The following is a 21782-nucleotide window of genomic DNA, read 5'->3' as shown; positions in this document are numbered from 1 at the left end:
AAACGGCTTTTTTCAGGAATTGCCCTTCTTTGGAAAATTATACCCTTCTTTTTCGTTGTTTATGCAGCTTCTGCCGTTCCTTCGCTGATTTTTTTTGCGGCAAGGCCAAGATTGCCACAAAACTGTCATTATATATTGACGCAAATGTGATAAACTAAACATGTTTATTCTATATATTTTTTGGATTTGGAGGAACTTGCGATGAACGTGCCAATGTTGGATTTAAGCGAACAGTATGAACAATTGAAGCCGGAGATCATGCGCGTATTGGATGAAGTGATGCGCTCCTCTCGCTTTATTTTAGGAGATTATGTCAAAAAGCTAGAAGCAGATATTGCTGCCTACAGCCGGGCGAAACACGGAATCGGCTGCGGCAACGGAAGCGATGCGATACATATTGCTTTGCAAGCGGCCGGCGTCGGGCCGGGCGATGAAGTCATCACAACGGCGTTCACCTTTTTCGCGACGGCAGGATCGATTGCGCGGGCCGGCGCCAAACCGGTGTTTGTCGATATCGATCCGGTGACGTTCAACATCGATCCGGCGCAAATTGAAGCGGCGGTGACGGAGAAAACGAAAGCCATCATCCCGGTGCATTTGTACGGGCAAATGGCGGATATGGAGGCGATCGCCGCGATTGCCAAGCGGCATGGATTGGTTGTCATCGAGGACGCCGCCCAGGCGATCGGCGCGAAATACAACGGGAAATGCGTCGGCGAGCTTGGGACGGCGGCGACGTACAGTTTCTTCCCGACGAAAAACTTGGGCGCCTACGGGGATGGCGGCATGATCATTACGAACGATGACGAACTGGCGGAAAAATGCCGGGTCATCCGCGTTCATGGCAGCAAGCCGAAATATTACCATCATGTACTTGGCTACAACAGCCGCCTCGATGAGATGCAAGCGGCGATTTTAAGCGTCAAATTCCCGCATCTGGATCGGTGGACGGAACAGCGGCGCAAGCATGCGGCGACGTATACGCGCCTGCTCGAGGAGGCGGTCGGCGACCTTGTTGTGACGCCGAAAGAAGTCGATGGGCGCTATCATGTGTTCCATCAATACACGATTCGAGCGCCGAAGCGCGACGAGCTGCAAGCGTTTTTGAAAGAACAAGGGATCGCGACGATGGTGTACTATCCGCTGCCGCTGCATTTACAACCGGTGTTTGCTTCGCTCGGGTATAAGGAAGGGCAGTTGCCGGAGGCGGAAAAAGCGGCGAAAGAAGCGCTGTCGCTGCCGATGTTCCCAGAGCTGAAAGAGGAGCAGCAACAGTACGTCGTGGAGAAAATTGCGGAATTTTACCGTCATTCCGCTTGATCGTCCAACCGGCCAAAGGAGACGTCACTTGCGCACAGCAATGGCGTTTTCTTTGGCGTTGGATCATTTGTTTTGTTCACAACACTTTGTTATTTTATGATAAGGGATGGTGGCCGGATTGACGGCGGAAAAACGACCGTTTGTGCTATACGAATATTTGCGCTTTTTTTGGCAGCGAAAATGGTGGTTTCTTCTCGTTCCGCTTGCAACGATCGTTTTGACCGTCATCGCAGGGTGGTTTTTGCTGCAGGGGGAGAAGTATACGGGGAAAGCTGTCGTGTTTACCGGATCGATTGACGTAAAAGAGTTGACGGATCCGAAAAATATAGAAGCGAAGTTTCCTGAGGTGAAAAACTTGGATGTCGTCGTTCCTGAGGAACAGTACGTGCAAATCACTGTCAAAGGCGACGATGAACAAGACGTGAGTCGAGAATTGAAGCTTGTTGTGTCGGAATACAGTCAGGAGCTCAAGCGCCATTCGCAAGAGCGGATTGATGTCACCACGAAATACTTGCATGCGCTGGAAGAACGGGAGCGCGCATTGCAGCAAAAAGTCGATTATTATAGCGAACAAATACAGTCGGGCCGCTTGAATCCAGAACAGCTCAATGACATCAGCGACTTGTTGGTCGAGTCGGAAAACAACTTGACCGAAGTGATGGAGCGCGTCAATCGCATCCGCGGCAATCTTGTCTTTTACGAAAAACCGGCCGTGTTGTCGGAAACGGTGGCGAAATCGAAAACGTATACGGGGCAGCTGATGGCCGTCGGCCTTGTCCTCGGCCTGTTTTTGACGGTCGTTTGGCTCGTGCTTTGGAAGTATATATTGGACGCGAGGAGGTACTATTCTTCATGATCCGTTTTGCCATTGTCGGCATGGGGCATATCGCCAAAAAACATATCGATGCCATTGAAAAGGCGGACGGCGCCGAGCTGGCGGCCGTGTGCGACACGAATCCGGAACGTTTGCGCGACGTGTCGGACGTTCCTGTTTACACTGATATGGAGACGATGTTGAAGGAGAACGAACAGATCGATGTCGTCAACATTTGTGTTCCGTCTGGATTGCACGCGCGGCTGGCCAAGCTGGCGGCCCGCTATCGCCGTCATATCATTGTGGAAAAGCCGATGGCGCTCCGTGTGAGCGACGCCGAAGAGATGATCCGCGCGGCGAAAGAATACGACGTGAAGCTCGCGGTCGTTCATCCGAACCGCTTTCGTCCGGCTATTCGGAAGCTGAAAGAGGCGATGGAGCGCGGGATGTTCGGAAAACTGAGCCATGCGAACGCCACGGTGCGCTGGAATCGAAATCAAGCCTATTATGACCAGGCGGCGTGGCGGGGGACGAAAGAGTTTGACGGTGGCGTCCTGATGAATCAAGCCATTCACAATTTGGATTTGCTGCTTTGGCTGATGGGGCCGGTCAAGGCGGTGCAAGCGATGGCGGCGACCCGTCTGCGCAAGATTGAGACGGAAGATGTCGCGGCGGCGGTCGTCGAGTTTGAAAGCGGGGCACTTGGCGTCATTGAGGCAGCGACGACGATTTATCCGCAAAACTTGGAGGAATCGATCGCCATTTTCGGCGAAACGGCATCAGTGAAAATCGGCGGCCGGACGGCCAACTTTATCGAAACGTGGGAAGCGGAAGGCGTCAGCGAGGAAGAACGGGCAAAGCTCATCGATGAGATCAACGCCGACCCGTTTGGCAAGCCGGGGCACCAATGGATCATTGAAGATATGGTGCAAGCGATTCGCGAAAACCGCGAGCCGATCGTCACTGGTTGGGACGGATTGGCTCCTGTTCGGCTGATCGAAGCGATTTTGCGTTCGGCGGAAACGGGGACAAGAGTGCAACTATCTGAGTAGAAAGGAATGAGAGGAATGAACTACGCGGAACGGCTGTTGCAAAAGTTTGAGAAACGCGACGCGGTCATCGGCGTGGTCGGGCTTGGCTACGTCGGGTTGCCGCTGGCAGTCGAAAAAGCAAAAGCAGGGTTTCATGTCATTGGCTTTGACATCCAACAAAGCCGCGTCGATCAAGTGAACAATGGGATCAACTACATCGGCGATGTTGTCGATGAAGATTTGCATGAGATGGTCAAGCAAGGGCGGCTCATGGCGACGACCGATTACGCCCGGATCGCGGAAGTCGATGCCGTGGCGATCGCAGTGCCGACTCCGCTCGATGAGCATCACCAGCCGGATACATCCTACGTCGAAAATTCGGCAAACGAAGTCGCCAAATACGCCCATGAAGGAATGCTTGTCGTGTTGGAGTCGACCACCTATCCGGGCACGACGGAAGAAATCGTGAAACCGGCGCTGGAGAAAAAGGGGCTCGTCGTCGGGGAGACGGTGTTCGTCGCCTATTCGCCGGAGCGGGTTGACCCAGGCAACAAGCAGTTTAAGACGAAAAATACGCCGAAAGTCGTCGGCGGCGTGACGAAAACGTGCACGAAAGTGGCGGCGGCGATGTATCGTGCGGTGCTTGAAGGCGATGTACACGAGGTGTCGAGCCCGGCGGTGGCGGAAATGGAGAAAATTTTTGAAAACACGTTTCGCCATATCAACATTGCGTTAGCGAACGAGATGGCCATTTTGTGCGAGCGGATGGGCATTGACGTTTGGGAAGTGATCGAGGCGGCGAAAACGAAGCCGTACGGATTTATGGCGTTTTACCCGGGCCCGGGGCTTGGCGGCCATTGCATTCCAATCGACCCGTTTTATTTGACATGGAAAGCGCGTGAATACAACTACCATACGCGCCTGATCGAGCTGGCCGGCGAAATCAACAACGCAATGCCGGAATATGTCGTCAACCGCGCGATGCTCATTTTGAACGAAGAAGGGAAGGCGCTGCGCGGTTCGAAAGTGACGGTGCTCGGCGTCGCCTACAAAAAAGACATTGATGATGTGCGCGAATCGCCAGTGTTGAAAATCGTCGAGCTGCTCGAGCAATACGGAGCGGAATTTGCGGTCGTCGACCCGTATGTTCCGTCGTTCCGGGCGTGCAACCGGGTGATTGAGACGGTCGAGCTGACGCCGGAACTGCTTGCACAGTCAGATCTTGTCTTGATTACGACGGATCATTCCAACATCGACTATGAAATGGTCGCTCGTCACAGCCGGGTCGTGTTTGACACACGCAATGCTATGAAAGATGTGTCGAAACCGGCAAAATACGTCAAATTGTAAGCGAAGGAGACGAAACCATGAACGTTGTCGATCCCTCTGTTGTTTGCGGTGAACGTGTCGAAATGGGCCATTTCACTGTCATCGAGGCGAATGTAAAAATCGGAAACGACGTTAAAATCGGACATCGCGTCACGATTCACGAAGGAACCGTCATCGGCGACGGCGTGACGATCGCCGACGGAGCGGTGCTCGGCAAACCGCCGAAGCCGGCGAAAACGAGCACCGTCAAGCTGTCGGGCGAGCTGCCGCCGCTTGTCATCGGCGACCATTGCACGATCGGCGCCAACGCCGTCATCTATCGAGGCGCGACGATCGGCGCCTACACATTGATCGCTGATTTGGCGAGCGTGCGCGAAAACGTGCACATCGGCCAATATGTGATCGTCGGGCGCGGGGTGTGCGTCGAAAACCACGTCCAAATCGGCGATCGGACGAAAATCCAGTCGAACTCCTACATCACGGCCTACACGACGCTCGAAGACCATGTGTTCATCGCGCCGTGCGTCACGACGACCAATGACAACTACATGGGGCGGACGGAAGAACGGTTCGCCAAAATCAAAGGGGCGACCGTCAAGCGCGGGGCGCGCGTCGGAGGCGGAGCGATTTTGCTGCCGGGCGTGACGGTGGCGGAAGAGACGTTTGTCGCCGCTGGGGCGCTCGTCACAAAAGATACGGAACCGAGGACGGTCGTGAAAGGATTCCCGGCGCGCTTCAGCAAAATGGTCGACGAGCGGGAGTTGTTATAAATTGTTCTCGGCATTCAAGCGTTTAGGAGCGGATTCGCTCCTTTACGCGTTTATGAACGTCGGCACGAAGCTGATTGCCTTTTTGATGCTGCCGATTTATACAAGCTATTTGTCAAAGGCGCAGTACGGGGCGGTCTACTTGATCGACCAATGGACGTCGATGCTGACATTTCTCGTCATTTTCGGTACGGATTCGGCGCTCTCTTTTTACTATTACGACACGGACGACAAAGAGAAGCGCCTTTTGTATGTGCGCAACGTCATGTACTTCCGGCTGTTTGTCGTCGCCATCTTATTTTTGGCTGTCGTTTTGGCCGGTCCGTGGATCGCAGGCGCGCTGTTTCAAGAACCTCGCTATGTCGATTTGCTGTACATCAGTATCGCGACGTTGCTGCTCGATACGATTTTCGTCATGGCGACGACGGTGCTGCGGTTTGAATTTCAGACGAAAAAAGTCGTGATTTGGACGCTCGTGAAAATGCTGCTTGTCGCTGTGCTGTCGTATGCGGCGCTCCGGTGGTTCGCGGCGACGCCGGAAGGGCTGCTCATCGGCCGGCTCGTGAGCAGCGCGCTCGTGTTTTTGTTGATGCTGCATTTGACCGTAAAGTATATGGTGTGGCGCGTGCGCTTTGACGTGTTAAAGGAGCTGCTTGCCTACGCCGCCCCGCTCGTGCCGACTTCGCTCGCCTTTTGGGTGATCGCCAACGTCAGCACGTTTTTCATCCAACGGTTTGCGTCGTTGGAGGAAGTCGGGGTGTTTGGGGTTGCCTTGCGTCTCGCGACCGTGATCACGCTCATCACGAGCGGCGTGCAGATGGCGTGGCGTCCGTATTCGATGTCGATGAAAGACCGGCCGGAAAGCCGTGCGCTGTTTGCGAAAGTGTATATGGCGCTTTTGCTCATTGGAGCGTTTGGGCTGCTTTTGATCGCCACGGCGAGCCCGTGGCTTGTGGAAACCTTTTTCAAACCGGAATATCGCGATGCAGCGTCCTATATCCCGTTTTTATCGGCCGTCACGTTTTTGAACTTTTATTATCTGATTGTTTCCACCGGCTTGTTTTTGACAAAGGAAACCGGCTATATTTCACGGGTGTTCACGCTAGCGGCGCTTCTTCATCTTGCGTTGAACGCCGTGTTGGTGCCGCTTTGGCTCAGCTGGGGGGCGGTCGCGGCCAGCCTCATGACGTATATTGTCGCTGTGGCTTTCATTTTTCGCAAAAGCCAGCAAGTGTATCCTGTGCCAGTGTCATGGAAAAAGATGGCTTTGGTTTTGGTCGGCACATTGCTCGCCCTCATCGTCATCGTCTACGTTCAGCAGGCGTCGCTTGCTGACGGCTGGGTGCTCGCTGGTTGGGGCTTGTTTGCCGCCACGCTCTTTGCCAGCCGGGTTGATCGTGATTTGCGCCGTCCGGTGCGCACGATCGAGGATGAAAATGCGCAAAATACTTGATAACCGCTCATCTGATCTAGGAGGTGTTTCGGATGAAAATCGCCACCGTGTTAGGCGCCAGACCGCAGTTTATCAAGGCTGCCCCCGTCTCGCGCGTCTTGCGAAAACAATATACCGAAGTGCTGATCCATACCGGGCAGCACTATGACCCGAATATGTCGGCCATTTTTTTTGAGGAGTTGAATATTCCGACGCCTGACTACTATCTTGGGGTGGGTTCAGGCAGCCATGGAAAGCAAACGGGCGAAATGCTGATGAAAATTGAAGAAATTGTCATGCAAGAAAAACCGGATTATGTGCTCGTCTATGGCGATACGAACTCGACGCTCGCCGGCGCGTTGGTCGCTTCGAAGTTGCACATTCCGGTCATCCACGTCGAAGCCGGGCTGCGCAGCTTCAACAAGCAGATGCCGGAAGAAATCAACCGCATCATGACCGATCATGTCTCCGAGCTCTTATTTTGTCCAACGGAGACGGCCGTGGAAAATTTACGAAAAGAAAATATTACGCGAAACGTCTGGAATGTCGGCGACGTCATGTATGACGCCATTTTGTACAACAAGGAGCTCGCACAGCGCCAATCGACGATTTTGGCTGATTTGTCGCTGGCGGAACAATCCTACTACTTGATTACCATTCACCGAGCAGAAAATACCGATGACCCCGACAAATTGAAAGCCATTTTGGCTGCTTTTGCGGACATCGACGGGACGAAAGTGTGGCCGATTCATCCGCGGACGCGGCATAAGCTTGAAGAGTACGGCTTGGACGCTTCGGCGATTCCAGGGCTTCGGCTGATCGATCCGGTCGGTTATTTGGACATGCTTCGGCTAGAGAGCGGCGCGAAAAAAATCATCACCGATTCAGGCGGCGTGCAAAAGGAGGCGTATTTCTTGCGCGTGCCTTGCGTGACGGTGCGCGAACAAACCGAATGGGTGGAAACGCTCAAAGGCGGGGCGAACATCTTAACCGGCACGGACCGCGAGAAGATCGTCGCGGCGGTCCACAAGGAAGTCGCCCCTGTTTATGCGGACGTCTTTGGCGATGGGCATGCGGCGGAGAAAATCGTGGCGGCGATCGGACAGCGATAAGGGTGCGTCGGCATGTTGGACGTGTTGATCTGGTTGATTGTTCTTGTCGCCTCCACCTTGATGTTTCGCTATGCAGCGGGGACGCTTTCATGGAAGGCACCGAATCTCGTGTCGATTGTGTACTATTACTCGTTCCTTCTGTCGAGCTTCATCGGCGCGCTGCTGATCGCATTGGGAATGGATGATTACTACATGATTCGCAAGTTGTTTCGGCCCGAGGAATACCGGCAGATCGGGTTTTTCGTCGTCAGCTTCGTTATGATCGTGTTCCCGCTGTCGATGGTGGTCGTTTCAAGGCTGTGCGGATTTGAAGCCAGGCAGGAGTTTCGCGCCTATTTGCAAAAGCCGCTTTCCCCGTTGGCCGGAGCGACGGGCAGCCAAGTGTTTTATGCGTTTTTGGCGCTGTCGCTGCTCAGTTTTGCCGCCATTGCGTATATGATTTGGAAAACGCCGACGATTCCGGTGTTTGCGCTCTTGACAGGGACGGATGAGAGCTTGGCTGCGTTGCGCATTGAGGCGTCGCGCCATTTTGCCGGAAACGTGCTCGTTCGCAATATTTTTGCCATTACGCTCACGCCGCTTTTGTCGTTTATCGCTTATTTGTTTGCCGAGCTGACGCACGAGTGGCGGTGGAAGCTGCTGTTTATCTGTCTGTTTGTCGGGGCGGTGTTCGTCAATGTGTATGATTTGGCCAAATCGCCGATTTTCTTTTACGTGATGATGTTTTTGCTGATTCGCATCTACATTGGAAAAACAAGGCTGTCGGCGGCGAAATTGGCGTTGTATGGGGGAGTGGGGGCGGCGGTGCTCGTCGGCATGTACATCGTCATTCAAGGGGTGCAAGATGTTGCGACCTTTTTGTCTTACAACAAAGGCCCGATCGGCCGCATGATTTTGGCGCAAATCGCGCCGACGTTTCTTCATTTGAATTTGTTCGGCGAAGCGCTGCCATTTCTTTATGGAAAAAGCTTGCCCTCGATTTTAACAGGGTTGTTTGACGTCGAGAATGTCCGCTCCGCCCGCCTCGTGATGGCGCACGTGTTCCCAGAGCGCATTGAAGACGGGACAGGGGGAGTGTTGAACACCCTTTTTGTCGCTGAGGCGTATGCCAATTTCGGTTATGTGGGGATCGTCATCGGCACGCTGTATGTCGGTGTCGTGACGCAGCTGTTGTATATTGGGTTTCTACGGCTGCCAAAAAATCCTTTGTTTTTAAGTTTGTTCGTTTATTTTTCCATTAACATCCCCCGCACGCTTGTCGGTGGGTTCACCGATTTTTTGTTCAATCCGACCTGGGTGCTGCTCGTGGCATTGTTTGGCGGAATGGCGTTGTGGCTGCGGGTGCAGGGGGATTTACGGGCATGGTTTGCAGCGAAAAGGCGAATCACGGATGAGGGATGAATGATGAAAACCGTATTGATTTATTACCCGTTTTCACTCGTCGCGGAACGAAACAGCGGGTCAAAGCTGCGGCCGTATGAAATGCATCAGGCGTTTTTGCGCTGGGGAGCGAAAGAGGGAGTGGACGTTCTTCTGATCGCCGGCACGTCAGCCGAGCGGGAGAAGCAATTTCAAGAGCTCCGCAGCCAAGGCAAGCTCGATGATGTCTGGTTTTGCTATATGGAAAACCAGACGATTCCGCTTTGGCTCACGGACCCAGGACACCGGCCGCAACGTCCGTTCGTCGACCGGGACGTTCTCCGCTACTTGAAAGCCCGCAACGTTCCGATCGGCGTCTTTTACCGCGACGTCTATTGGAAGTTTCCTGATTTGTATCCGCTCCGTGGTTGGAAAAAAGCGGCCATGCAAATGATGTACCGTTGGGAAGAACGGTTTTACGAGCGGTACTGCGATGTCATCTTTTTGCCGAGCCTCGAAATGGGAACATATGTCGCGATCCGCCGCCCGATGGTTGATTTGCCGCCGGGTGGGAAGCAAAAGCCGTTTCAGCGGTTCGGGACGGCGAAACAGCCGCTGAATGCCATTTATGTTGGCGGCATCAACAATGCCGACTATGGGCTTTTGCTCCTGCTCGAGGCGATTCGCTTGGCAAACCGCCGCAAGCCGCTTGTTTCGCTCACCGTCGTCTGCCGAAAAGACGAGTACGAGCGGCAGCCGCTTGCGGTGAAAGAAGAGCTTGCCGCCTTGCAAGTGCGCGTCGAGCACGTCAGCGGCGAAGCGCTCGACCGTTTGTATGCGGAGATGGATTTCGCCTTCATCCCGCGGCGGCGGAGCGAGTACAATGATTTTTCCGTTCCCGTCAAGCTGGTTGACTATCTGTCGAGCGGCCTGCCGATTGTCGCCACCGCTTGCTCAGCGCAAAAGCGGCTGATTGAAGCGGATGGGTACGGCGTCATTTGCGACGACAACCCGTCGTCGATGGCAGAAGCGATCGCCAAGATGGCGGACATGCTCGAGGAGTGCCGCTTGCGCATTGAGCAGACGTTTATGGCGAAACATTCGTGGGAAGCGAGAGTGGAAAAGGTGAAAGAAACGTTGGTGGGGGGCCTCCGATGAAAGTCGCCTTATTGGCTCCAAGCAAATCGATCCATACGCATAAGTGGGCCCGCTTTTACCAAACGCAAGGCATTGATGTGAAAGTCGTGACGTTTAAAGACCATTACGGGCCGGAGCAAGCGAAAGAAGTCGAGACAGTCGTGCTGCCGAAATGGCTGCCGGGGAAGTTGTCGTATTTTTCCACTGTCTTTTCATTAAAGCGGCTGCTCGCTTCGTTTCGACCAGATATTTTGCACGCCCATTATGCCTCCAGCTACGGGTTGATCGGGGCGCTTGCGGGGTATCATCCGTTTTACGTCTCCGTCTGGGGGCGCGACGTGTATCAGTTTCCGAATGCCAATCGTTGGAACCGACGGATGCTTGAATATACATTCCAGCGTGCGGATGTCATTTGTTCGACAAGCCGTGTGATGGCGAAAGAAACCGGAAAGTATACGGACAAACCGATCGAAGTGACGCCGTTTGGTGTTGATGTCGCCCGCTTCAAACCGTTGCCGAAACAGCCGAAACGGACCGTGACGATCGGCACGGTGAAAGCTCTTTCCGACAAGTACGGGATCGCCGATTTGATTCGGGCGTTTGCCATTGTGCACGAGCGGCATCCGCGAACGGAGCTGTTGATCGTCGGCGACGGGCCGCAGCGGAGTGAATACGAGGAGCTGTGCGCCCGCCTCGGCATCCAATCCGTGACGACGTTTGCCGGCAAAGTTCCGAACGAACAAGTGCCGCTGTATATCAATCAAATGGATATTTTCGCCGTGCCTTCGACGGAAGACAGCGAAAGTTTTGGCGTTGCCGCCGTCGAGGCGATGGCGTGCGGCGTTCCCGTTGTCGTCTCCAACGTCGGCGGGCTGCCGGAAGTCGTCCGTGAGGGAACAACGGGGTTGATCGTGCCGAAAAACAGTCCGGAAAAGCTGGCGGAGGCGTTCGAACGGCTGCTGCTTGATGAGAGGCTGCGGCAACGAATGGGGGAAAACGGCGTCAACCATGTCCATGAACATTACGATTGGACGGAAAATGCGATGCGCATGATCCGATTGTATGAGCAAACGTTGAAAGGCGGTGGAGGGAGTCGATGAGGAACAAAGCCGTCATATCAGCCGCCGCGGTTGGTGCTCGTTTGTTGCCGAAAGCGGAGGCTAAGTCGCGAAGCCGGCGGCTTTCCGTTGGCAAGCTCATGATGACCGTCGGTTCGCGGCAACGATTATACATCCAAGGACAGCGGGACGATGCCAGGGGGGCGTTTCCCCTTTTCCACGCCTCGTTTGCGCTCGCCTCTTGGCGCTCGAAATGGAACGTTCGTTTGCGATTTTTTGGGAAAGTGGTGTGGAGCGGGCCATGAGGATCATTTACCTATGCCAACACTTCCCGCCGGAAACAGGCGCACCGCAAATTCGTGTGTATGAGGTGAGCAAGGAGCTGATCAAACGGGGGCATCAAGTGGAAGTGCTCACGGCGTTCCCGCATCACCCGCACGGCGTCATCCCCAAGCCATACCGCGGCCTGTTTTATTTGTTCGAACAATGGGACGGCATTCCCGTTCATCGGACATGGATTTATCCGTCGCCAAAGGGGAGCTTTTGGAAACGGCTCGCTTCGTATTTTTCGTTTACGTTCAGCTCGTTTTATTCGCTGCTTGTGAAAGCGAAGCCGACGGATGTGATCATTTGCAATTCCCCGCCGTTGTTTTTAGGGATCACCGGGTACGTGGGCGCGAAGTTGAAACGGGCGAAGTTTGTTTTCAACGTCGCCGACATTTGGCCGGAATCGGCCGTTGAGCTCGGCATTTTGAAAAATCGGCTGTTCATCCGAATGGCGAGATGGCTCGAGCTGTTTTTATACCGGAAGGCGTGGAAAATCGCCGCCGCGACGGAAGGCATTCGCGATTATATGATTGAGCAAGGGAAGGCGCCCGAGGATGTCTTTTTATTGCCGAACGGCGTCAACACGGATGTGTTTCGCCCGCTGCCGAAAAACAAGAAGCTGCTTGCGGAATTAGGGCTCGAAGGAAAAGTGGTGTTTACGTACGCCGGAACGATGGGATACGCCCAAGGGCTCGATTCGGTGCTGCGGGCGGCGGCCATCGTCAAAGCAAAAGATGAACGGGCGCATTTCCTGTTTGTCGGCGACGGCCAAGAGCGAGAAAAGCTGATGGCGTTAAAAGAAGAGCTCGGCCTTGACAATGTGACGTTTTACGGATCCGTTCCGGTTGAGAAGATGCCGGAGATTTTCTCCATCACCGATTACAGCATCGTTTCGCTGCGCAACATCGATTTGTTTAAAGGGGCAAGGCCGTCGAAAATTTTCCCGGCGATCGCCACCGGAACCCCGGTGCTGTATTGCGGCGAAGGGGAGAGCGCCGAGATTTTAGAAACATACCATTGCGGAAAAATCGCTCCTCCAGAAAATCCTGAACAGATCGCTGCAGCGGTTCTCGAGTTGCTTTGCCTTCCGAGCGAGGAATACGAAAAGATGGCGGAAAATGGGCGCAAGTTGGCGGTGGAGCAATACTCATGGATTCGCATTGTCGACGATTTGCTTCACGCCCTTGGCGATGAAACAAAACGCGAATCCGTTTGGCCGACGGAACAATAAAAAAGAAAAGGGTGTCCCGCTCATAAGCAGGATGCCCTTTCCTTTATGTGAAAAGCGGCTATGTTTCCATTTGGAAAGATATTTTCCGACCGCGTCGGGAGTGTTGGAATGCGAGTGATGTTTTCCTTCACAATCGTCATGCTTTCACTCGAACGAGACTTCCGCCCCGCGGAAGTAATGCTCTAAAATTTGCTCCGCCGTCCATCCACGCTCGGCAAATGCTTTTGCTCCGTATTGGCTCATGCCGATCCGGTGCCCCCATCCTTTTCCAGTGACAGTGATCGAGCTAACCCCTGACGGCGAGGCGGAAAGCGGCACGATGCCATCCGTTGTTTGCACCTTGATTCCTTCGACGCCGGCGAGCGAAACGGTTCCGCTCCCTGTTTGGACGGAGTAAGATGACAAGGAAGAGGCGGCGATGTTGCCGCTGGCCGTTTGAATCGACACGGATGGACCGCTTTTTTGCACTTGAATGTCAAACCAGTTGGACGGCAAGATGCCGTAAAATTGATTGCCGTCTAGCGGGAACAGTTTGCGGATGGTCGTCTCATTGCCTTTCACCGTTTTTTCGCCTGCCGAGGTTTCAATCGTGACGGCACCCACTTCTCCGTTCGCGCCGGTTTTGGCGATCGAGACGTCGTATAAAACAACCGATGGATCGGTGAACCCGAACGAACGCAGCAGCACAGCTGGGGAGAAGGTGAATGACCATCGGCTGTACGGCGATGATTCATACGGGTCATCGACGCTCGCCAAATATGGGTAGGCGGTTTGCGACGAGTTCCAGACGTCGCTTACATTGGCGGTTCTGCCGCCGCTTGTCGAGTGGTAATACGTTTCAATGATATTGCCATTATATTTCAGATACAATCCTCTTGTTGCATCCACTGCCGCGTTCGATCGTGGAGATTCTCCATCATATCCTTTATACGTCTGTGTGTTTGGATTGGTCGTCAAACTTGTTTTATGTTTATAGGCATAGTTTCGGGCCGCAATGGCTTGCGCCTTCAGCGCTTCGAGCGGCCAAGAGGCGGGCATCTCGCTCGGCACGACTCCTTTTAAATAATCTTCCATATCTAAAATATTGACAGCATACAAGACGTTGCTTTGCCGGCGAATGTCGACGCTGCCGCGATAACGGGTTTGATTCACTTTCACAAGCGACAACGGCGCAGCGCCGATCGTTTCTTGAATGGTAAATCCGGTGCTTGAAAAATCCGTCTTTCCATTGTACGTGACAAACACGGTCGAAGAGGAAGACTGAAATGTCAGATTTGTCCCGCTTGGCAGCGGGGTGATCGTCAACGTCTCTTTATTGACGATTTGATAGTTTCCTTCGACGGCGACTGTCACCGATGTCCCTTTATATAAAAGGACTTGCACGGGATTGTTGTACGTTTTCACCCCAGCGGCGTTCGACGCGGAAGGAGAGACGATGAGCAAAAACAGGCCGACGGCCAACCACGCCAATTTTTTCACCGTCTACTTCACCTCACCAAATTCAGCGTCCATCCAACCCCGACGCCCATCAGACAGTTGCACGTTGTACCATTTCTCCCCTTTGCTGTTGGTAAACGGCTGAATATAGACCATCTCTGTCCCTTTTGGAACGGTCGCAATAATCGGATAAGAAGTCGTCGCTCCTTTTCGAATATTGACCGCGGCCGTGGCGATGACGTGCTTGGTGCTGTCGCTGCTGACGGCGGATGTCGAGACATCGCCGGAATAAATCCAACCTTTCAACGATGAGGAGAGGATGATGTTGTACCACAATCCTTGGGAAGTAAGGTGCGCCCCGACCACTTGCAGTGAAGCCCCTGCCTGTTTATAAGTGATGACGCGGTAGCTCGTTGACGCTCCGCTGCGGACGGCCGCATTGTTTTTCACTACATAGACGACAGAAGGCAAAGAAGGCGAAGCGGGTTTGCTGGCAAGTTGTTGTTGAAGTTGTTGAATTTGTTGTTGCTGGGCGGCCAGTTGTGCTTTCAGGTTGGCAATGTCGTTTTTCATCGGGTTGAGCTGGGAAGTCACCCAGTCGACGCTCGCTAACACGACTTCTTCCGATGCTTTCATCGCCGATGGCGTAAACAAGAGGGCGCCTGCCGTCATTCCGACCGCCAGGCTGGCAGCAACGGCCCATTTGGCTTTTCGTTTCATCATGTTCATCTCCCCCGTTTTTGGATATGGAAAGAAAGGAGAATAATAGCTTTCCTAAAAGGCCGGTGAAAAACAACGGATTCGCTCGGTTCATGAGGAATCGCAAGGAATGAAAACGCGATGCTGCCATGTTTCTCAGTTTGACGAACTCCGTCGTAAAGCTTTGCAATCCGTTGCATTACCAGCCTTCTCATGCTATTATTCTCCGAACGCGAACAAACTAGAATTGGCTGAAATACTCTTCCAGTCCTTCGCGAATGCCGACGGCCGCTTTTTGGCGGAACGCTTTCGTTTTGAGCAGCGCCTCTTCATTTGGATTGGAGAGGAAGGCGAGCTCAACGAGAATGCTCGGCAGCTCGTTTTTCCGGTTGACGTAAAAGTCTTGCGTTTTATGGCCGCGGTCATATGTTCCGAGCTGTTGGACAAGATGTTTTTGCACGATGGCGGCCAACTGCTCGCTTTTTGGCCCATTGAAGTTGCTCGATACGTTGTAGTACGTTGTCGTTCCGCGAGATGTCCGCGAGTACGAGTCGGCGTGAATGCTGATAAAGGCGTCGTAGTCGGAACTGTTGGCGATCCATGTCCGTTCAGACAGCTCCAAAAAGATGTCGGTGCTTCGCGTCAATTTCACGATCGCTCCGGCCCGCTCCAATTCTTCTTTTAGCAATAAGGCGGTGTCGAGAGTAATATCTTTTTCCCGCGTGCCGCCAGGGCCGATCGCCCCGGTGTCGTGCGCCCCATGCCCTGCGTCAATGATGATTTTTTTGCCCTTGAGTCCGGTCTCGAGAATTTTCAGCGCCAATCGGTCGCTGTAATGGCGCAGGGTGAACGTGTACCCCGGTTCAAAGGTGATGAGCAGGCTGCTGCCGTTCCACTCCACCGTTTGTATGCCTGGAATGTCGGTCGACGGGACTTCAGCGTAGGAAAACGAGCCGGTGATTTTCAGACGATTGCCCGGCAACAACGAATAGGAGACGCGGAAATTAGAAGTTTTTTTCCACGTCAAATAGGCATCTTCGTTGATGGTCGAAAACGTCGGTTCAACGAGACTATTTAAGGCGACGGTAGAGGTGCTTGATTCCTCCACCCATCCGCGGACGCCATTGGATGTTTCGACATTCAGCCATCCATGATATTCGTAAAGGACAGCAAGCCGCTCATTCGCTGCCAACGCCTTCAACGATTGATAGTTCGAAGAGGCACCTCGGCGCAGCGGAGTGCCCGCCTGTTTGACGTATACGTAGGATGGGGCTTTTACTTCAAACACCGGCATCCATCCCGTTTTCCCCGATGCAGAGGTGACTTGCACCCAGTCGAACGGAGATGCTTCTGTCGTCTTCAAAACCGTGACCGTTCGGTTTTTCGCAATCCGCTCGATGACGGCGGCGCTCAACGAAGGTTCGGCAAACAGCGCCGCATTAGCGGTTGTCACCTGCTTTTGCATCCCCTGGCTGGCTGGTGGGGAAAGGTAGGATTTGGTTACGACCGTCCCGTGCACCCAGCCGAGCGTTTTTCCATTGAGGGACACTTTGTACCAAAGCGCTCCCGACGCATCTTTGGCGCTTGACAGGCTGTTCAGTTTGGTTCCTTTTTTCAGTTGGGTGACGACTTTTGCTTTTAAAGATGGAGCTTGCCGCACATTGGCGACCGAAACGCTGACCGTCAGCGGCTGGCCTGAGACGCTGGACGTATCCGAGACACCGCTTGGAACCGACATGGTTGATGACATCGTCAACACTTTTTCCGACACCCATCCCCGGACATGTCCGAGATCAACGCGGCACCAAAGTTCCTGACCATTTGTGACGAACAAATCGATCACTTTGACAGATTGACCGCGTGACACTGTGGCGACGGCGCGGTAATGGACGCTCGCCCCGTGGCGAACCGGGGAGGACTGCACAACGTTCATGAATGTCGGCAAAAGTGTCGGAAGCTGTTTGGGTATGTAGATCTGTTCCGTTTTCACCCATCCTTTGACTCCCGCCCACTCCACACGCACATACTGTTCCCCGAGCGAATTGGTGAACTCGGCAATGATGGAGACGACATCGCCGTTAGACAGTGTTTTGACGACCGGATAGTAAGGGGATGCCCCCTTGCGCATCGTGATGTCGTTGGCGGCGATCACCGCACGCTTTCCGACGAGCATGGAAGGCGGTTGGTTGGAAAAGCTGTCCGCACGCGTCCAGCCGGTGACGCCTCCGTACTCGATGCGGTACCACGTTTCACCATAGGCATTTTGAAACTCGTCTATGACTTTCACTTGTTGGCCAGCGGGAATCGAACCAACGGACCGATATGAATCGGTTGCCCCTCTTCTCAGCAACGAGTCTTGCTTGGCGAACATCACGTTAGGGAAGGCGGAAGAGACATGCGCTTCAGAAAAGTCGTCTGCCCGCGCCCAGCCCGTGATGCCCTTATATTCGATGCGATACCACGTTTCGCCAGCAGCGTTTTGGAACTTGTCGATGACCTTTACTTGTTGGCCAGCGGAAATGGATTCGACGATTTGATAGGAATCCGTCGCTCCTCTCCTCAGCAAAGCGTTATGCTCAGCGACCATGAGTGTCGGTGAGGATGAGGACGGACTTCCATCGGCGGCCAAGGCGGCCGACGGCCACAGCGGGCAAGTCGCCAACAAGACGGAAAGAAGCGTTTTTTTCAAGGATTCGATCCCCCCCTTTTTTCTCAAGTTTGCGTTTTCTATACTATCATAGCGAATTTTGCCGTTTTATCCAACCCGAATTCAGTCCTATTATGAGAAAAAATGAAAAGTTTTGTTGAAAAAGAGAGAAAAAAAGCAGAGGACATGAAAAGTTGTGTTCTTTCATCATCATTGCGGCATGATATACGCTGTAAATGGAAAAAGGCGCCCCATTGCTTTTGGGAGCACCTTCTTTGTGATCGTTAATTTTGGCTTTGTGTGGATGGTGAATCGCTGCGCGTGAGGGAGGCGTTGGACGTCTCGAGCGCTTGCCGCAGCGTTTCATTGATGGAGCTGACCGATTGCTCGTCGGGGATGTAGTAGTACACGCCGTTGATCGTTTCATCGTATCCTTCTAGATGCAGATTTTGTACGTCCACGTTTTTCATTTTTTGATAGACATAGATGAACGACAACAAATCGGCCGGAGGGATGTTCGTCCGCACGTGATCCCCTAAATCGGCGATGATGTCATCCAGCTTCGGCAGCGAGGTGATGGACGTGCTTTTGTCAATAATGGCGCGAATGACTTGTTTTTGCCGCTCGTTTCGGCCAAAGTCGCCGCGGGGGTCCGATTTTCTCATGCGCACATAGGCGAGCGCTTCATTGCCGTTCAACTCTTGTTTGCCTTTATGGAACGTATGCCATTTGAGCGAACCTGTCAGCTGAGCTTTGAATGTAAACGGAACATCTACCGTGACGCCGCCGAGGGAATCGACAATTTTTTCGAACCCTTCAAAATCAGTCGTCACGTAATAGTCAATCGGTACATCGATCAGCTCATTGACGGCTGCAATCGTCGATTGAATGCCGCCGTAGCTGTAGGAATGGGTGATTTTGTCTTTCCGCCCTTCGCTCGGGATGTAAACGCGCGTGTCGCGCGGAATGCTCAACAAATACACTTTGTTCGTCTTCGGATTGACGGTCAAAAGCATGACGACATCAGACCGCCCCTCCTCGTCGTGGTACTGGTTTTCCACTCCGACTAACAGCACGGTAAACGGATCTTTGCGCATTTCAATATTTTTTGCAGGCTTGCTTGATGGATCAAGCGCTTGATAAATTTTGCTTGACGCCTGTTTCGTCTCGGAGTAAATATTGTAGCCAAAGGCGCCGACACCCCCGAGCAAAAGAAGAAACACGAGCAAAAATAATCGGCGGAGCCGCTTTTTTTTCTTTCGCTTTTTCACCGTTTTTCTTGTATGATTCATCGTTTAACCCTTCTTTCCTTTACGGTGTCGTTTTAGGAAGACGGAAGCAACCGTTCGGCATACTCCATCGCTCCCGCCTGAATGTCCGCCCTTCCGTTTGTCAGTTCGGTCATCCAATCGCCAAACGGTAGCTGGCCGTCCTCGGGAACGAGGATGTCAAAGGTGACACGATCGGCATAATGGATATTTTTAATAGTATATACTGAGGACCGTAGTTCATTTTCCACTTTTCCAAGCCATGTGTAGTCGACCGTCACGTGTATGACGCGCATGAGCCGACGCTCGACGATGCCTGCGGCGTTCAGGCCTTCTGAGACGGCGCGGCTGTATGCACGCACCAACCCGCCCGCACCGAGCTTGATGCCGCCGAAGTAGCGGGTGACGACGGCGACGGTGTCTTTCAATCCTTTTTTCTTCAGCACTTCAAGCATCGGCACCCCTGCGGTGCCGCTCGGCTCGCCGTCATCGTTCGCTTTTTGGATTTGGTCATGCTCGCCGATCAAATAGGCGGAGCAGTTGTGGGTGGCATCCCAATGCTTCTTCTTGATTTGTTGAATAAAGGCGACGGCCTCTTCTTCCGTTTCCGCGCGGTTGACATAGCAGATAAACCGTGATTTTTCAATTACGATTTCGTGTTCACCGTATCCTTTAACCGTGTAATATTTTTGCAACAAAACGAAACACCTCAACGATCAACATCGTGCAAACGGTTTATTTGTTCATTTTTTTGCACGAACGGCTAGCGCTCTGTTCTCAATATGGTAAACTAAAAATAAAAGAGCAATAGATAGAGCATGCTTTTATTATTATAAATCGACAACTTTTTTCCTTCAAACAAATTTTGCTGGCGCCCATGCGCACCGCTTGGCAGCGCTGTTGGAGGTTGGCAAATGGCTAAGGCAAAACAGTGGGACGTAAAGCAGTTAGATCGGATTGTCGAAAAAATGATCGACACCGTTCAACACAGCAAAGACGAAATTTTCCGCATCGGGGAGCAGTCGCGTCAAGAGCACGACCATTTGCTTCGCGAACTTGAGGAGGTGAAGCGGCTGACCGTGCAGGCGATCGAAGAAGCGGATCAGCTGGAAATGAAGGCGCGTCAGGCGCGCCGCCGCCTGTCGGAAGTGAGTCAAAACTTTTCCACCCACTCGGAGCAAGATATTCGCGAGGCGTATGAAGCGGCGCATGAGTTGCATATGAAGCTGACGATGGTGCGCGAGCGGGAGAAACAGCTGCGGCTGCGCCGCGACGAGCTCGAGCGGAGATTGGCGAGCCTTGCGCAAATTATCGAACGCGCCGATTATTTAGTTGGACAAATTACGGTCGTGCTCCACTACTTAAACAGCGATTTCCGCCATGTCAGCGAGCTCGTTGAAGGGGCGAAGCAAAAGCAAGAATTCGGGCTGAAAATCATCGAAGCCCAGGAAGAAGAGCGGCGGCGGCTGTCGCGGGAAATCCATGACGGACCGGCGCAGCTGCTCGCTCACGTCCTTCTTCGGTCTGATTTGGTCGAAAAGGTGATCAAAGAGCGGGGGACGGAAGCGGCGATCGCCGAGATTCGTGATTTTCGCAAAATGGTGCGTTCGGCTTTGTCCGAAGTGCGCCGCATCATTTACGATTTGCGGCCGATGGCGCTTGATGATTTAGGATTGGTTCCGACGCTAAAAAAATACTTGCAAACGACCGAAGAATATAATAACGGAGTCCACATTTCCTTTGTACATATCGGCGAAGAAATTCGGCTGCCGTCGCGGATGGAGGCGGCCGTGTTTCGGCTTGTCCAAGAATCGGTGCAAAACGCCTTGAAGCATGCCGAAGCGCGCCATATCGACGTCAAAATGGAAGTGACGTGCCACCATCTGCTTGTCAGTGTCAAAGACGATGGCAAAGGATTTGATCCATCGGTCAAAAAAGAAAATGCGTTCGGCTTGATTGGAATGCGGGAGCGGGTGGAGCTGCTCGGCGGCACGTTGACGATTCGTTCGAAACCTGGCAGCGGCACGACCGTGTTCATTCGCGTTCCGATTGACCGTTCAGCCGCAGACATGACCAAGGAGGAGAGGAAACGATGAAAACACGCATCGCGATTATCGACGATCACCAGCTGTTTCGCGAGGGCATCAAGCGCATTTTGGAATTTGAGGGCGATTTTGAAGTCGTGGCGGAAGGAAGCGACGGAAGCGAAGCGCTGTCGATCGTCGAAACATACCGCCCGGATTTGGTGCTGATGGACATCAATATGCCGGACATCAACGGCGTTGAGGCGACGAAACAGCTGATTGAAGCTTACCCTGATACGAAAGTCGTCGTCCTGTCGATCCATGACGATGAACACTATGTGATGCGCGCCTTGCAGACGGGAGCGACCGGGTATTTGTTGAAGGAGATGGACGCCGATACACTCATTGAGGCGGTGAGAATCGTCGCGGAAGGCGGATCGTATTTGCATCCGAAAGTGACGCACAACTTAATTCGCGAATACCGCCGCTTGACGTCGGAAAAAGGCGGCGTGGCGGTCAAACAAGAAGTGCGCCGCCCGCTCCATTTGTTGACGCGGCGCGAATGCGAAGTGCTGCAGCTGTTGGCCGACGGCAAAAGCAACCGCGCCATCGGCGAAGCGCTGTACATTAGCGAAAAAACGGTGAAAAACCACGTCAGCAGCATCTTGCAAAAATTAAACGTCAATGACCGGACGCAAGCCGTTGTGGTCGCGATCAAAAACGGCTGGGTCGAAGTGCGCTGAACGGAACGGGGGCTCTCGCCAGTCTTTGCAGCGGTGCGTTGACGATC

General features: G+C 53.2%; 19 protein-coding genes. 14 read left to right on the top strand and 5 right to left on the bottom strand.

Annotation, left to right across the window (positions count from 1 at the left end; translation table 11 throughout):
* The first annotated feature begins 201 nt into the window (after positions 1 to 201).
* From CV944_RS06630 to CV944_RS06575, 12 genes are all read left to right on the top strand, one after another.
* Positions 202 to 1320: a DegT/DnrJ/EryC1/StrS family aminotransferase gene (locus tag CV944_RS06630; protein WP_021321960.1), complete on the top strand. Its 1119-nt coding sequence runs from the start codon at positions 202 to 204 to the stop codon at positions 1318 to 1320.
* Positions 1321 to 1438: 118 nt separating this feature from the next.
* Positions 1439 to 2176, top strand: a complete 738-nt coding sequence (locus CV944_RS06625) for a GumC domain-containing protein (RefSeq protein ID WP_011232637.1) — start codon at positions 1439 to 1441, stop codon at positions 2174 to 2176.
* A complete protein-coding gene (locus tag CV944_RS06620; RefSeq protein WP_011232636.1) occupies positions 2173 to 3186 on the top strand; it encodes a Gfo/Idh/MocA family protein in 1014 nt (337 codons plus the stop codon). Before CV944_RS06625 ends, CV944_RS06620 begins: the two co-directional genes overlap by 4 nt.
* Before the next feature lie 15 nt (positions 3187 to 3201).
* On the top strand, positions 3202 to 4515 hold the full coding sequence (locus CV944_RS06615; protein WP_011232635.1) for a nucleotide sugar dehydrogenase: 1314 nt from the start codon (positions 3202 to 3204) through the stop codon (positions 4513 to 4515).
* 17 nt (positions 4516 to 4532) lie between these two features.
* Positions 4533 to 5264, top strand: a complete 732-nt coding sequence (locus CV944_RS06610; RefSeq protein ID WP_011232634.1) for an N-acetyltransferase — start codon at positions 4533 to 4535, stop codon at positions 5262 to 5264.
* A 1-nt stretch (position 5265) separates the two neighbouring features.
* Complete coding sequence (locus CV944_RS06605; RefSeq protein ID WP_100659361.1) at positions 5266 to 6714, top strand: lipopolysaccharide biosynthesis protein; 1449 nt, start codon at positions 5266 to 5268, stop codon at positions 6712 to 6714.
* 32 nt (positions 6715 to 6746) lie between these two features.
* Positions 6747 to 7805 (top strand): non-hydrolyzing UDP-N-acetylglucosamine 2-epimerase, encoded by a 1059-nt coding sequence (wecB, locus tag CV944_RS06600; protein WP_011232632.1) that lies wholly within the window; start codon positions 6747 to 6749, stop codon positions 7803 to 7805.
* Between the two features lie 12 nt (positions 7806 to 7817).
* Positions 7818 to 9206, top strand: coding sequence for an O-antigen polymerase (locus CV944_RS06595; RefSeq protein ID WP_100659360.1), 1389 nt, complete (start codon positions 7818 to 7820; stop codon positions 9204 to 9206).
* Positions 9207 to 10322, top strand: coding sequence for a glycosyltransferase (locus CV944_RS06590; protein WP_100659359.1), 1116 nt, complete (start codon positions 9207 to 9209; stop codon positions 10320 to 10322).
* Positions 10319 to 11401: a glycosyltransferase gene (locus CV944_RS06585; RefSeq protein WP_096226139.1), complete on the top strand. Its 1083-nt coding sequence runs from the start codon at positions 10319 to 10321 to the stop codon at positions 11399 to 11401. The genes CV944_RS06590 and CV944_RS06585 overlap by 4 nt, the downstream gene beginning before the upstream one ends.
* On the top strand, positions 11398 to 11664 hold the full coding sequence (locus CV944_RS06580) for a hypothetical protein (RefSeq protein WP_020278882.1): 267 nt from the start codon (positions 11398 to 11400) through the stop codon (positions 11662 to 11664). The genes CV944_RS06585 and CV944_RS06580 overlap by 4 nt, the downstream gene beginning before the upstream one ends.
* Positions 11661 to 12917: a glycosyltransferase family 4 protein gene (locus CV944_RS06575; RefSeq protein WP_011232627.1), complete on the top strand. Its 1257-nt coding sequence runs from the start codon at positions 11661 to 11663 to the stop codon at positions 12915 to 12917. Before CV944_RS06580 ends, CV944_RS06575 begins: the two co-directional genes overlap by 4 nt.
* A gap of 144 nt (positions 12918 to 13061) precedes the next feature.
* Here CV944_RS06575 and CV944_RS06570 read toward each other — a convergent pair whose 3' ends face one another.
* The 5 genes from CV944_RS06570 to CV944_RS06545 all read right to left on the bottom strand — a co-directional run bounded on the left by CV944_RS06570 (position 13062) and on the right by CV944_RS06545 (position 19666).
* The gene (locus tag CV944_RS06570) at positions 13062 to 14396 is read right to left on the bottom strand and encodes a SpoIID/LytB domain-containing protein (protein WP_011232626.1); all 1335 of its coding nucleotides are present in this window, start codon (positions 14394 to 14396) and stop codon (positions 13062 to 13064) included.
* Between the two features lie 3 nt (positions 14397 to 14399).
* Positions 14400 to 15077 (bottom strand): SH3 domain-containing protein, encoded by a 678-nt coding sequence (locus CV944_RS06565; protein WP_041467907.1) that lies wholly within the window; start codon positions 15075 to 15077, stop codon positions 14400 to 14402.
* A 217-nt stretch (positions 15078 to 15294) separates the two neighbouring features.
* Positions 15295 to 17742: an SH3 domain-containing protein gene (locus CV944_RS06555; RefSeq protein WP_100659357.1), complete on the bottom strand. Its 2448-nt coding sequence runs from the start codon at positions 17740 to 17742 to the stop codon at positions 15295 to 15297.
* A 242-nt stretch (positions 17743 to 17984) separates the two neighbouring features.
* Complete coding sequence (locus CV944_RS06550; protein ID WP_011232623.1) at positions 17985 to 18992, bottom strand: LCP family protein; 1008 nt, start codon at positions 18990 to 18992, stop codon at positions 17985 to 17987.
* 32 nt (positions 18993 to 19024) lie between these two features.
* A complete protein-coding gene (locus tag CV944_RS06545) occupies positions 19025 to 19666 on the bottom strand; it encodes a YigZ family protein (protein ID WP_011232622.1) in 642 nt (213 codons plus the stop codon).
* A 216-nt stretch (positions 19667 to 19882) separates the two neighbouring features.
* On the opposite strand from CV944_RS06545, the gene CV944_RS06540 reads away from it, so the two are divergent.
* Together CV944_RS06540 and CV944_RS06535 are read left to right on the top strand one after the other, a co-directional pair.
* On the top strand, positions 19883 to 21064 hold the full coding sequence (locus CV944_RS06540) for a sensor histidine kinase (RefSeq protein ID WP_100659355.1): 1182 nt from the start codon (positions 19883 to 19885) through the stop codon (positions 21062 to 21064).
* Entirely contained in the window at positions 21061 to 21735 is a 675-nt protein-coding gene (locus CV944_RS06535) for a response regulator (protein WP_100659354.1), read from the top strand. Before CV944_RS06540 ends, CV944_RS06535 begins: the two co-directional genes overlap by 4 nt.
* Positions 21736 to 21782 lie beyond the last annotated feature (47 nt).

Source organism: Geobacillus sp. WSUCF-018B (genome assembly GCF_002809985.1).
Taxonomy (GTDB): domain Bacteria; phylum Bacillota; class Bacilli; order Bacillales; family Anoxybacillaceae; genus Geobacillus; species Geobacillus thermophilus.
This window is presented reverse-complemented; position numbering and strand designations above follow the sequence as displayed.

Bases quoted from the DNA above. Each gene is read 5' to 3' on its own strand.
- CV944_RS06630 (WP_021321960.1), top strand. From the start codon at position 202: ATGAACGTGCCAATGTTGGATTTAAGCGAACAGTATGAACAATTGAAG.
- CV944_RS06620 (WP_011232636.1), top strand. From the start codon at position 2,173: ATGATCCGTTTTGCCATTGTCGGCATGGGGCATATCGCCAAAAAACAT.
- CV944_RS06615 (WP_011232635.1), top strand. From the start codon at position 3,202: ATGAACTACGCGGAACGGCTGTTGCAAAAGTTTGAGAAACGCGACGCG.
- CV944_RS06610 (WP_011232634.1), top strand. From the start codon at position 4,533: ATGAACGTTGTCGATCCCTCTGTTGTTTGCGGTGAACGTGTCGAAATG.
- wecB (WP_011232632.1), top strand. From the start codon at position 6,747: ATGAAAATCGCCACCGTGTTAGGCGCCAGACCGCAGTTTATCAAGGCT.
- CV944_RS06595 (WP_100659360.1), top strand. From the start codon at position 7,818: ATGTTGGACGTGTTGATCTGGTTGATTGTTCTTGTCGCCTCCACCTTG.
- CV944_RS06590 (WP_100659359.1), top strand. From the start codon at position 9,207: ATGATGAAAACCGTATTGATTTATTACCCGTTTTCACTCGTCGCGGAA.
- CV944_RS06585 (WP_096226139.1), top strand. From the start codon at position 10,319: ATGAAAGTCGCCTTATTGGCTCCAAGCAAATCGATCCATACGCATAAG.
- CV944_RS06580 (WP_020278882.1), top strand. From the start codon at position 11,398: ATGAGGAACAAAGCCGTCATATCAGCCGCCGCGGTTGGTGCTCGTTTG.
- CV944_RS06575 (WP_011232627.1), top strand. From the start codon at position 11,661: ATGAGGATCATTTACCTATGCCAACACTTCCCGCCGGAAACAGGCGCA.
- CV944_RS06565 (WP_041467907.1), bottom strand. From the start codon at position 15,077: ATGATGAAACGAAAAGCCAAATGGGCCGTTGCTGCCAGCCTGGCGGTC.
- CV944_RS06550 (WP_011232623.1), bottom strand. From the start codon at position 18,992: ATGAATCATACAAGAAAAACGGTGAAAAAGCGAAAGAAAAAAAAGCGG.
- CV944_RS06540 (WP_100659355.1), top strand. From the start codon at position 19,883: ATGGCTAAGGCAAAACAGTGGGACGTAAAGCAGTTAGATCGGATTGTC.
- CV944_RS06535 (WP_100659354.1), top strand. From the start codon at position 21,061: ATGAAAACACGCATCGCGATTATCGACGATCACCAGCTGTTTCGCGAG.